Origin of the sequence: Nostoc sp. UHCC 0302 (genome assembly GCF_038096175.1) — a bacterium.
Taxonomy (GTDB): domain Bacteria; phylum Cyanobacteriota; class Cyanobacteriia; order Cyanobacteriales; family Nostocaceae; genus UHCC-0302.
In genome coordinates this window covers 7,834,387-7,847,156 of record NZ_CP151099.1, presented here as the reverse complement: position 1 = coordinate 7,847,156, position 12,770 = coordinate 7,834,387, and the positions used below count along the sequence as shown (strand labels likewise).

Here is a 12,770-nt window from a genome sequence, read left to right as displayed (position 1 = left end):
GCTCAATTCTTGCTCTGAACGAGCTTTAATTCTACCTGCTGTAGTACTGATTCCCACACATCATAGCCATCTTTAGATAGATGTAAGCCATCTGTGGTTAACTCTGAACGCAAATTACCTTGCATATCTGTAAACCAACTATAGAGATTTAAATAATTAGCTCCTTCTTGCTTAGTAATCAAGGCCAGTTGGGCGTTGACTCGACGAATACGGCTATTAGAAATTGTTGATAGACGAGTAGGCAAAATTGATTGGACAATTATCTGAGTCTTTGGATGATCCTGTCTTAAGCTGCGGATAATCCGGCGGTAATTACGTAAAATTGCTTGATCGCTAGCGCCTTTTCGCATATCGTTAATTCCCGCCATCACGTAAATTACATCCGGTCGCGTTGCCGAAAATGCTCCTAATCTCCTTAAAATGCCACTGGAAGTATCTCCAGATATGCCTTGATTTAACCACAATTTACCAGTAGGCAGTTTTTCGTTGGGGAACCACAAACTTAAAGAATCACCCAATAAAATACTGAGATGATTTCTACCTTGTCCTTGAGCGATCGCTTTGGCTTCCAAAGCTAATAAAATTTTCCAGTCCTCATAAGTTAACTGATGCTTTTTGGCTGAGTCCCACATCGACTGGACGCTATCACTATCCACACGTTTATAGACTTGTCCTGTTTTCAAAGCCGCCAATCTTTGATAGTAAAGTTGACTTCCAGATATCAGTGTACTGGTAGCTGTTGGCAGGTTAGGGTTAAGTGATGACTCAGTTGGTGCTGAAACTTCTTGACTGCTCAATTGCGGCAACGAGACATCTTCATTGGGGATGACTTTTTCACCTACTGTCGGCTGTACATTCCCTAGCAGTTGTAAAGCTTGGTTACTCAATTCTGGAGAGGAGAGCTTGTTAACACTGGGGATGATTTTCTGATTTACTATTGGCTGAGAACCCTGTTTTAAATCCCACAGGAATCTAGAATTGTCTTGCAGGATAATCGACATATGTGGAAGAGCCGATGCTGGTATTGCCAATCCTGTTAACAAGCCTGCTGCCAACAGATAGGGATCCCTCATCTTTTTATCTCTCCTCTACTCACTGCTTTTCCCTATGACAGCATTTACAGGCTGGATTCAGGAAATTTTTACTTCGGTTAGATTATTATTCTTATTTACACTGTATAGTTCTGTAAAGTGGGTTAGGGAGATTAATTTGACAATTTACAATCTCTTCAAAGCATATTTATTTTTACAGACGAAATACCAGAGTATTAAAAATTACTGCTACTGTCTTTTGGCTCATCAATTTTACAGTGGTATATAATCAACGATTTTTGAATAACTTAGAAATATCTCAAAGGCTCGCTATTCAGAACGTTCACATAGTATGACTAAGTGTTATTAATGACCTAGCATAGGCTTAGTTAATATGAGAGTTTGAGTACCAGATACATAGAGAATTTCAACCTTAATAGAGATTAGCGAACTTCTAGATTTGTTTTCAGCATGATCATACACTACACTCGTTGTACTGGGATATTAGGAATAGACTTTAAGTTCCGTGTAAATCCTGAGTTTTATTTTTGATGCCATGATTGAGGAATTGCTAAAAATTGTTCATGAGTATCATAAGACCTTGCCTATCTATCTTTTTCCTTTATTTATATAAATTCAAATTCATATTTGAATATGTAACTATAAGAACATCTAACATAAGTTTAAAGCCATTTAAATTAAGTTTTAATTATATAGAAGAACCTTCTTAGAAATGCTAATATTTAGGCTAAGTCATTAGTGGTTCCCTATTATTCTGTGGCTAGAGCTAGTACAGCGATTGGTGTTAGTCCAATTATTAAGGAGATTGTGCAAAAACAGGCACATTCGACACGTTTGACATTGAAAGAAGTTATTCTCATGGGTATGTTAGCCATTGATAAGTTAGATGAGCAAGGTCGTCAAGACCTAGCGGATCAAGTTCATCAAATGCAAGTAAATGGAGAGATTTAAGTAAATAGTTATGAGTTATAAGCTATAAATTTTAACTTATCACTCTTAACTTTATCTAGATTATTGGCTAAATCGATAACGACTTCCCACAACATAATCCTCATTAATTTCAAAAGAAATCCATCGGCGTTGCAAAGTCTCAGCAACAAATCCAGTTGTGTTAGAACCTGCAAATGGGTCTAAAACTATATCACCTTCATCAGTTAAGAACTTGATGAAAAACTCGGCGAACCCTTGAGGGAAACGTGCTGGATGGGGTTTAATTCCCACTGCTTTACACTGACGTAAATAAGCACTATTTGATTCAGTATTGGCAATTTCTAGTAAGTTTGGCGGAATTGCACCTTGATTATCTTTTTGAAACTTGTCAGAAATCTCATGTCCGCTAGGACGTATTTTGGACTTATAGCCATTTTTAAGTAATTTTTTCATACTTTGGCTATATGGCTTTAGAATTTTTCTATTGTCTGCTTTAGGGTTTGGTGTTTTAGACAACCACCAAACTACATTTACTGAATCTTTTACACGAATGCGTTTGATGGTTACCCACTCAGCAGGGGTAGGAAGCCGAGCCGGATTATAATGGTAGAATTCTTGAGCCAGAAAAAAACCTACTTCTCTGCATAATTTAACTAAAAGCTCATATTGATAGATACTCCGCACGGGATGACCAGGAAGGTAAGCACCGCCTAAATCCAGCACAAAGGAGCCATTATTTGCCAGTACCCTTTTAAATTCATAGGCAAAAGGTAGAAACCACTCTATATATTTTTCAGCGCTTTCATTACCGTATTCTTTTTTTCTAGTAAGAGCAAATGGAGGTGAAGTTAGAATTAAATTAATACTATTATCATCAATAAATTTAATTAGCTCTAAGCTATCACCCAAATATGCTGCTCCGCTATGGTGGATATAATAGGGATTAAAAATAATTTCTTTATCTGGCTTGATTTGTTCTTTTTTCAAGAGTTATAACTGGTTGTAGCTGTGAAAGAATTTACAACCAGTTATAACTTATTTTCAATATAATAATTATAATTTTTTTAACTTATTGCAATAGCAAATAAATGATCTTGAAAATTTACCATATGCTGAATTAAAAAACTACCATTTTTTATAAGGTAAAAATTTACCAGACATAATAACTTTAACGCGATCGCCTTTAGGGTCTTCTTCTTTTTCCACGTCTAAAGTAAAATCAATCGCGCTCATAATTCCGTCGCCAAATTTATCGTGAATCACAGCTTTAATTGGCAACCCATACACTTGCATAATCTCGTAGAAGCGATAAATTAGTGGGTCAGTAGGTACAACTGGGCCTAATCCCTTCACAGGATATTCAGTCAATTCTTGAATATAACTTGCGTCTAACTCTAATGCTTCAACTAATAACTTTGCCTCTTCTTCCGAAGCACTAGCTTGACGGTAGAATAAAGCAGCAATCCATACTTCATCGCGTCCGAGAATTTTTTCTAAGTCGGCGAAGCTTAGTTCTTTCTTTTGTTTCGCCGCTAATAGCTTTTGTGTAATATCGGGAATAGACATCTATTAACTCCTCATAACATCGCTTTACTTTACGGAGGTCATCAAATTTTAGATATTGGATTTAAGATTTTGGATTGAGTTCTCAGATAAATCTTGCAAATTTTACCGCCAAGAAATTGTCTATGACAATAAGTTTTACTTAACTCGCACTATTGCTTTGGAATTAAAAATGTGCCAGAGGGCAAATATAGCATTTTACGGCCATTTTCCTCAAATGCTACTTCGTCAACCAAAGAAAGTAGCCGTTGATTCAACTCCGAAGAAGCATTACGTAAGTTAGCTTGGAAAAGGAAATCCATCAACACTCTACCTTCTTCCGAATTGTGATTAAAGCAAGCAGAGACATCTAAATATTCAGGATAGCTTTCAAATTTATACGACAAACCGATATTATCTATGATTTTACGTAACTTATTTGCTTCTACATGAGAAGTCTCTTGCCAGTATTCTTCCTTACCAGCTATTTCTGAGTATTGGTTAATTAATTTGAATATCACTGCTTCTTCTGTTTCCAGCGTGATGATTAGAACTCCTCCGTCTTTGAGCATATTAAGCGACTTAAGGATTAATTGCTCTTCTTGACCTGGCATGTGGTAAAGAGAATGCGTGTAATGAATACAATCAAATTGCTCATCTGTTTGAAAATCTACAATCATCACTGGATGCATTTCTAAGTTCACTTCACTAAGACCAGGTGATTGCATTGTTGCTTCAAATATCTGCCGATGAACATGATTAGGCTCTACTGTCACATATTTTAAAGTTTGTCCTTCAGGAACATATTGCTGTAAAAATTGGATAAGTTGCCTATCAAACTCTCCAGGGCCAACACTTAGCACCGACGAAACTTCAGTTTGCTTAGAAAGGTTGCTTTTAAAATGCTTCTCAAGCATATCTATAGCTGCTTCTCGCTGAATTTGCCAATTCTTTAAAAAAATGGCGTATGAAATAGAAAACTAACTATTTGTAATTTCTCTTGTGGGGTGGACACCATCCTATCTTTATCTTTCCCGCTTTCCAACCAAAGATAAAATTTTAGGTTTTTCTTATACCAATTAAATTAATGATTGCAACTTAAATTAATGATTGCAACACATCCTTGGGTGAAGACGCGATGAATCGCGTCTCTACAAATGGGCTATTTGTCATATTCTTTTTTCAAATTGGTATTAATTTGCGGCTTAGGCATCTTATCTACTCAATAAAAATCCCCTACCTAACGGCAGGGGATTTTTATTACTTATCCTACAAAACTAGTAGCGGAATTAACCGAACTTACCAGCAGTGGAGGCAATCAAGAACGCGGCGTAAGTCAAGACGTAGCCAACAGTGAAGTGAGCTAGACCAACCAAACGTCCTTGAACGATAGATAGAGCAACGGGCTTGTCTTTCCAGCGAACTAGGTTAGCTAGAGGAGTACGCTCGTGCGCCCAGACAAGGGTTTCAATTAACTCTTGCCAGTAACCTCTCCAGGAGATTAAGAACATGAAGCCAGTAGCCCAAACTAGGTGTCCAAACAGGAACATCCAAGCCCAGACAGACAGGTTATTCACGCCGTAGGGGTTGTATCCGTTAATCAACTGAGCAGAGTTAGCCCAGAGGTAGTCACGGAACCAGCCCATGAGGTATGTGGAATTTTCGTTGAACTGAGCAACGTTGCCTTGCCAAATACCTAAATGCTTCCAGTGCCAGTAGAAGGTAACCCAACCTACTGTATTTAATGCCCAAAAGAGTGATAGGTAGAAGGAATCCCAACCGGAGATATCGCAAGTACCGCCACGACCGGGGCCGTCGCAAGGGAAGGCATAGCCGAAGTCCTTTTTATCGGGCATCAGCTTAGAACCACGAGCATCCAAAGCACCTTTGACTAGGATGAGTGTGGTGGTGTGAAGACCTAAAGCGATCGCATGGTGTACCAGGAAGTCGCCAGGGCCAATTGTTAAGAACAGGGAGTTTGTTCCAGAGTTAATAGCATCCAGCCAACCACTCAACCAAACGTTGCCGTAGTTGGGATAGGCTGTGTAAGCTACGCTATCAGGGTTAGACAGCAAGGTGTCTAAGCCGTAGAGTACTTTACCGTGAGAAGCTTGGATGAATTGAGCAAATACTGGCTCAATCAAGATTTGCTTTTCAGGAGTACCGAAAGCAACCACTACGTCGTTGTGGACGTACAAACCGAGGGTGTGGAAGCCCAAGAAGAGGGATACCCAACTGAGGTGGGAGATAATCGCTTCTTTGTGCTTCAGTACGCGCTCAAGTACGTTGCCTTTGTTTTGTTCGGGGTCGTAGTCACGAACCCAGAAAATAGCACCGTGGGCAAAAGCACCAACCAGCAGGAAAATCGCGATGTACTGGTGGTGGGTGTAAAGCGCTGCCTGTGTTGTGTAGTCCTTAGCAATAAATGCATAAGGAGGCAGAGCATACATATGCTGCGCTACTAGGGACGTAACGGTTCCCAAAGCAGCTAGGTGAATACCTAACTGGAAGTGCAGAGAGTTGTTGTAGGTATCGTACAACCCTTGGTGAGGCAAGTTAAACTGACCTTCACTCTTTGTTCCAGGTACCAAACCAGACTTGGAGTTCAGCATTTCTTTGATGCTGTGACCAATTCCGAAGTTAGTCCGGTACATATGACCAGCAATGATAAATATCACTGCGATCGCCAAGTGGTGGTGAGCAATGTCAGTCAACCACAGGGATTCTGTTTGAGGATGGAAACCACCCAAGAAAGTCAGAATCGCAGTCCCTGAACCTTGGGATGTGCTGAACACATGACCCGCTGTATCAGGGTTTTGAGCGTAAACACCCCAGTTACCAGTAAAGAAGGGTGTCAAGCCTGCTGGGTGGGGCAAGGTGGTCAGGAAGTTATCCCAACCCACGTGCTGTCCGCGAGATTCGGGGATAGCAACGTGAACCAAGTGACCAGTCCAAGCCAAAGAGCTAACACCAAACAGACCTGCCAAGTGATGGTTCAGGCGGGGTTCAGCACTCTTGAACCAAGAGAGGCTAGGACGGAACTTGGGCTGTAAGTGCAACCAACCAGCAAACAAGAACAATGCTGCCAACAGCAGGAGGAATACTGAACCTGTATACAGTTCAGAATTTGTTCTCATGCCGATGGTGTACCACCAGTGGTAAACACCAGAGTAGGCAATGTTGACGGGATTGCTAGCACCAGCTTGGGTAAAAGCTTCTATCGCTGGTTTACCAAAGTGGGGATCCCAAATTGCATGGGCGATTGGGCGGATGTGAATGGGATCTTTAATCCACTGTTCAAAGTTACCTTGCCAGGCTACATGAAACAGGAGGCTCGATGCCCACAGGAAGATGATTGCCAAATGACCGAAGTGAGTGGCGAAAATCTTTTGGTAAAGATTTTCCTCTGTTATGCCATCGTGGCTTTCAAAGTCGTTACCTGTAGCGATCGCATACCATATCCGACGTGTAGTCGGATCCTGTGCAAGATCCTGGCTAAATTTTGGAAATTTTGTTGCCATAGGTTTGATAATTCCTCTGACCTTTAGCCATCAGGTTTCAGCTTTTGGAGTTTTGAGTCTAAGTGCTGAGTTTTAACTCCTCAGCACTCAGCACTCTATATAACTGATTGCTACCCTACTGAAAGGATATGTGCATGGAAGAAAGCCCAGGTTGTGGCTATTCCTCCTAATAGGTAGTGAGCCACACCTACAGCTCGACCCTGAATAATGCTCAGAGCGCGAGGCTGAATTGATGGTGCTACTTTCAGTTTATTATGCGCCCAAACAATGGACTCAATCAGTTCTTGCCAGTAGCCGCGACCGCTGAACAGGAACATCAAGCTGAATGCCCAGACAAAGTGAGCGCCTAAGAACATGAGTCCATAAGCAGATAGCGCACTGCCATAGGAGTTGATGACTTGTGTTGCTTGCGCCCACAAGAAGTCACGCAACCAGCCGTTAATCGTGATGGCACTTTGGGCAAAGTTATCACCAGTGATGTGAGTCACAACACCATCTGCATCTACGGTTCCCCAAACATCTGATTGCATCTTCCAGCTGAAGTGGAAAATCACAATTGATAGGGAGTTGTACATCCAGAAAAGTCCGAGGAATACATGATCCCAGCCAGACACTTGACAGGTACCGCCACGACCAGGGCCGTCGCAAGGGAAACGGAAGCCCAAGTTTGCCTTGTCTGGAATCAGACGAGAACTCCGGGCAAACAGTACGCCTTTGAGCAGAATCAGTACTGTGACGTGAATGGTGAAGGCGTGAATGTGGTGAATTAGGAAGTCCGCTGTACCCAAAGCGATGGGTGCAGCTGCCACTTTGCCGCCAACAGCCAAAATACCGCCACCGAATACATAGCTAACTGGTTCTAGGGCATTTGGTGCAGTTGAACCAGGAGCCAAAGCGTGAATATTTTGTATCCACTGAGCAAATACTGGTTGCAGCTGAATTGCGGTATCCGAGAACATATCTTGGGGACGACCCAAGGCACGCATGGTGTCGTTGTGGATGTACAGCCCAAAGCTATGGAAGCCAAGGAAAATACATACCCAGTTCAGGTGGGAGATAATTGCATCCCGGTGACGAATCACCCGATCCAGCAAGTTGTTTTGATTCACAACCGGATCATAATCCCGCACCATGAAGATGGCAGCGTGAGCTGCTCCACCAACAATCAAGAAGCCACCGATCCAAATATGGTGAGTGAATATGCACAACTGAGTAGCGTAGTCAGTTGCCAAATATGGATAGGGAGGCATCGCGTACATATGATGCGCGATGATGATTGTCAATGAACCCAAGAAGGCAAGGTTAGTTGCCAACTGAGCATGCCAAGATGTGGTCAGGTTTTCGTAGAGACCTTTGTGACCTTCACCAGTGAATGGGCCTTTATGGTTTTCCAGGATTTCTCTGATGCTGTGACCGATACCCCAATTGGTGCGGTATTGGTGACCAGCAATGATGAACAATACTGCGATCGCCAAGTGGTGATGGGAAATGTCTGTCAGCCACAAACCGCCTGTTACTGGGTTTAGACCGCCCTTGAATGTCAGGAAGTCAGCATACTGACCCCAGTTCAAGGTGAAGAAAGGTGCTAAACCACTGGCAAAGCCAGGATACAGATCGGTCAACAAGTCTTTGTTCAGAATGAACTCGTGGGGCAAGGGTATGTCTTTGAGGGCAACGCCTGCGTCCAAAAGCTTGTTGGTCGGTGCGGATACGTGGATTAAGTGACCTGCCCACCCCAAGGAACCACAACCTAGCAATACTTGCAAGTGGTGATTCAGCATCGACTCAACATTCTGGAACCATTCCAGTTTGGGAGCGCGTTTGTGGTAGTGGAACCAGCCAGCAAACAGGAACAAGCCTGCTAATACCAAGCCGCCAATCGCAGTTACATAAAGCTGGAAGGAGTTGGTAATACCCCAGCCACGCCATACTTGGAACAGACCGGAGGTGATTTGAATGCCGTGGAAACCACCACCGACATCACCATTTAAAATGTCTTGTCCCACAATGGGCCAAACGACTTGGGCGCTAGGCTTAACGTTCAGTGGGTCGCTAAGCCAAGCTTCGTAGTTAGAGAACTTCGCGCCGTGGAAAATCATCCCGCTCAGCCAAATCGTCACTACGGCTAGGTGGCCGAAGTGCGCTGCGAATATCTTGCGGGATATTTCTTCTAAATCGCTTGTATGTGTATCAAAATCATGGGCGAGTGCATGAAGGTTCCAAATCCATGTGGTGGTTTTGGGCCCTCTGGCTAAGGATCTGTCAAAGTGTCCTGGTTGTGCCCATTTCTCAAATGAGGTGGGAACTGGATCGTTATCGACGATGATTCTTGCCTTTTTTTCCTCTCGCTCCGGAGGACTAATTGTCATTCGACCTCCTCTCTTGATAAGGAATGAGGATCATAAATACCACAAAGTAAACCTTAGCCGCATACTCCAGAAATTTTCTGAAGCCGCGATGAAGACCCTGTGTGGAGAGTTGTTTCTGTTGAATTATAGAGTCTTCACTTGTACATTGTTGGAGATATTTTAACAATAATTCAAAATCCCTGAAAATAGCGTCTTATATGCTTTTTACCTTCAAACTAATTGCCAAAAAGTCAATAGATTCTTTATTTAATTTACAAACGATAACAATTCGTAAAATTTATGGTTTTATTGGGAATTGGCAGTAGAGATGCGATTAATCGCGTCTGTATAAGAGTTGGGAGTTAGGAGTCATTAATTATTTCTTCTGCTCCCTTGCTCCGCTGCTCCTCGGTCACTGAGCATAGCCGTAAAGCCTGCGGCATAGCTGCGCTTAGGGCGCAGCCTCTCGTAGAGAAGTGCTGCTCCCTGCCCTCCTTTTGGGCTATAGTTCCCTATGGACAGTTTGAGCCAAAATGATCTGTCAGCGGTTGACGACTATCACTGGTGAAAGGCATGAACTCGTGGCAAAAGGCGGTATTGGAGAAACTTCTCCCTAAGAGATTTCCAATTCTTAGATGGGTAATGATGTTGGTGCTAGTCTTGAGCTTAACCAGTTGTGGCGAGAAAGCTGGTAGCCAAGAAGTATCTAATAGAGATAGTTCTGGAGAAAATCCTCCAAAGATTTCTCAAATTTCAAAGCAATTTTCAGAAGTTTCACCACCAGTTGTGATTCAAGAACTGCGTCAAACTTTGGAAGTTTATCAACCACAAGTAACAATAATTACTCCAAAATCTAATGAAGTTCTTCAAGACAACAAAGTCACAGCTAGCTTTCAAGTTAAGGATCTACCAATCTTCAAAGAGCCAGAATTACAACTTGGGCCTCATCTACACGTAATTCTCGATAACCAACCTTATATACCTGTTTATGACCTGAATCAGCCTTTAGTTTTGCCAGATTTGTCCCCAGGTACTCATACTCTACGTGTCTTTGCCTCGCGTCCTTGGCATGAAAGCTTTAAAAACGAAGGTGCTTATGCACAGACAACGTTTCATATTTTCACCAAGACAGACGACAATAATCCCGATCCTAGCCTGCCTTTGCTAACTTACAGCCGTCCTCAAAGCAGCTACGGAGCAGAGCCAATTTTACTTGACTTTTACCTAACTAATGCTCCTCTGCACCTTGTTGCTCAAGAAAACACGAAAGACGAATTTAGTGATTGGCGCATCCGCTGCACGATTAATGGTGAAAGCTTTATTTTTGATCGCTGGCAAGCAGTTTATCTTAAAGGCTTTAAGCCCGGTCAAAACTGGGTAAAACTAGAATTTCTTGATAACCAAGGAAATCCTGTAAAAAATGCTTTCAATACTACAACGAGACTAATTACCTACCAGCCAAAGGGTAAAGATACTTTATCGAGAATTGTGCGAGGGGAACTCACAGCAGATCAGGTACGTAGCATTGTAGACGTGAATTATACTGCCAAAATACCTGTTAGACTTACACCTACTGTTGAAAAAACACCCCAAATACAGCCGAAGGTAGAAAAACAACCCATTCCTGAAACTCAAGTTCTAGAAGAACCCAAAACAGAGCTAGCTAAGCCAAAACAGCCAGAAGAACCTAAATTAGAAGTGCCAACGGCTAGACCATCTCCAAGTTTGTCCCCGACAATCCCAGAGATTATCGAGTCTCCTGCACCAGAAACAATTGCGCCAACACCAGAACCAAAGCTAGAGGTAACACCAACACCTCAATCAACACTGTTACCGGAAAAAGTTACTCCTGAGCCAGCAAAACCGAGATTTGGCGGATTTTTTAATCGCAAATCACGTCAAACGCCTGTACCATCTCCGAGTTTGTCCCCGACAATCCCAGAGATTATCGAGTCTCCTGCACCAGAGATAATTGCACCAACACCAGAACCAAAGCTAGAGGTAAGCCCGATACCTGAATCAACACCCTTACCTGAAAAAGTTATTCCTGAGCCAGCAAAACCGAGATTTGGCGGATTTTTTAACCGCAAATCACGTCAAACACCTGTACCATCTCCGAGTTTTTCCCCGACAATCCCAGAGATTATCGAGTCTCCTGCACCAGAGACAAATACGCTAACGCCAGAACTACAGCCAGAGGTAAGTAGGTAGGTGCCAAAAAAGTCAGCTATGTTAAGATATGTAAAGACTGATAATGCATCTACAAGGTAGTTGGTGTATGGGTGCGCGTTTAAGGGTATTTCTGACTCCTGAGCAAGACCAAACTTTACTAAATCTGAGAAAACAGGATGTACCACAGAAAGTCAAAGACAGGGCGGAAATAATCAGGCTAAATGCACATGGTTGGTATGTAGAGAAGATAGCAGATCACTTTGATTGTCACAAAAAAACAGTCACAAAAGTTTTGCATCAATGGCAAAAACTGGGCACAGAAGGGCTTTGGGAATCTCCTGGGCGAGGGGGGAAACCAAAGTGGCTTGAGGATGACATGATATTTTTAGAAGAATGCCTCAGAAACGAGCCACGCACATACAATAGTTCTCAGTTAGCTTTGAAGTTGAAAACAGAACGCAACGTTGAGATGAGTGCCGACAGATTAAGACGGGTACTCAAAAAAAGGGGGTCGATTGGAAACGGACAAGGAAAAGCCATAAAGGAAAACAAGACCCAGTAGCACGAGCAAACAAGCAAGCAGACCTAGACATGTTGGAATTAGCTGCTGCCACTGGTGAAATAGACCTGAAATACCTAGACGAGTCAGGGTTCTGTATGTGGAGCGAACCTAGTTATACATATTACTTTAGAGGTGAGCAAAAACGGTTAGAACAGACTAAACGCCGTGGTCGCAGATTAAGTATTATCGGGCTTCTCCAACCTTTAATCAGTTTTGTTTACGGTTTAGTTATCGGTGGTGTTGACCGTAAATCTTATATAGAAATGATGGAGAAAGAAGCCAAACAAGCCCAAGAAACTGGACGTATCAGCGTGATTGTGCAAGATAACGGGCCAATACATCGCTGCCAAGAAGTTCAACAATTGTGGAAAAAATGGGAAAGTCAGGGTTTGTACATCTTTTTTCTCCCGAAATATTGCTCAGAAATGAATCCAATTGAATTGGAATGGCAACATCTCAAGAAAGATGAGTTATCCGGGCAAGCATTTGATGATGAGCTAGATCTCGCTTACGCCGTCATCAATGGTGTTCAAGCTAGAGGAAAAAAAAACAATCACAACACACATCGTGTAAAATTTAGCTCTAGATTATCAACTTAAGATTTTGTTACATAGTAGAAAATTTCGGTGCCTACCTACTTAAC

9 protein-coding genes are annotated in these 12,770 nt (G+C 42.3%); 3 read left to right on the top strand and 6 right to left on the bottom strand.

The features are described from left to right. Positions 1–2 precede the first annotated feature (2 nt). Entirely contained in the window at positions 3–1,073 is a 1,071-nt protein-coding gene (locus tag WKK05_RS33995; RefSeq protein WP_341527370.1) for an SGNH/GDSL hydrolase family protein, read from the bottom strand. Between the two features lie 717 nt (positions 1,074–1,790). Here WKK05_RS33995 and WKK05_RS33990 point away from each other — a divergent pair. After that, a complete protein-coding gene (locus WKK05_RS33990; RefSeq protein WP_341527369.1) occupies positions 1,791–2,003 on the top strand; it encodes a hypothetical protein in 213 nt (70 codons plus the stop codon). A 60-nt stretch (positions 2,004–2,063) separates the two neighbouring features. Here the strand turns inward: WKK05_RS33990 and WKK05_RS33985 are convergent, their stop codons facing one another. The 5 genes from WKK05_RS33985 to psaA all read right to left on the bottom strand — a co-directional run bounded on the left by WKK05_RS33985 (position 2,064) and on the right by psaA (position 9,414). Continuing rightward, positions 2,064–2,969: a site-specific DNA-methyltransferase gene (locus tag WKK05_RS33985; protein ID WP_341527368.1), complete on the bottom strand. Its 906-nt coding sequence runs from the start codon at positions 2,967–2,969 to the stop codon at positions 2,064–2,066. Positions 2,970–3,107: 138 nt separating this feature from the next. Then, positions 3,108–3,548, bottom strand: coding sequence for a cyanase (cynS, locus tag WKK05_RS33980; protein ID WP_341527367.1), 441 nt, complete (start codon positions 3,546–3,548; stop codon positions 3,108–3,110). Positions 3,549–3,697: 149 nt separating this feature from the next. Then, positions 3,698–4,441, bottom strand: coding sequence for a class I SAM-dependent methyltransferase (locus WKK05_RS33975; protein WP_341527366.1), 744 nt, complete (start codon positions 4,439–4,441; stop codon positions 3,698–3,700). A gap of 372 nt (positions 4,442–4,813) precedes the next feature. Continuing rightward, positions 4,814–7,045 (bottom strand): photosystem I core protein PsaB, encoded by a 2,232-nt coding sequence (gene psaB, locus WKK05_RS33970; RefSeq protein ID WP_341527365.1) that lies wholly within the window; start codon positions 7,043–7,045, stop codon positions 4,814–4,816. Between the two features lie 110 nt (positions 7,046–7,155). Further along, entirely contained in the window at positions 7,156–9,414 is a 2,259-nt protein-coding gene (gene psaA, locus WKK05_RS33965) for a photosystem I core protein PsaA (protein WP_341527364.1), read from the bottom strand. Positions 9,415–9,966: 552 nt separating this feature from the next. Between psaA and WKK05_RS33960 the strand changes: the two genes are divergently transcribed. Beyond that, entirely contained in the window at positions 9,967–11,604 is a 1,638-nt protein-coding gene (locus WKK05_RS33960) for a hypothetical protein (protein WP_341527363.1), read from the top strand. 67 nt (positions 11,605–11,671) lie between these two features. Next, a protein-coding gene (locus WKK05_RS33955) for an IS630 family transposase (RefSeq protein WP_341525019.1) occupies positions 11,672–12,726 on the top strand; the annotation gives its coding sequence in 2 pieces (ribosomal slippage) (positions 11,672–12,064 and positions 12,067–12,726; 1,053 coding nt in all). Positions 12,727–12,770: the final 44 nt, after the last annotated feature.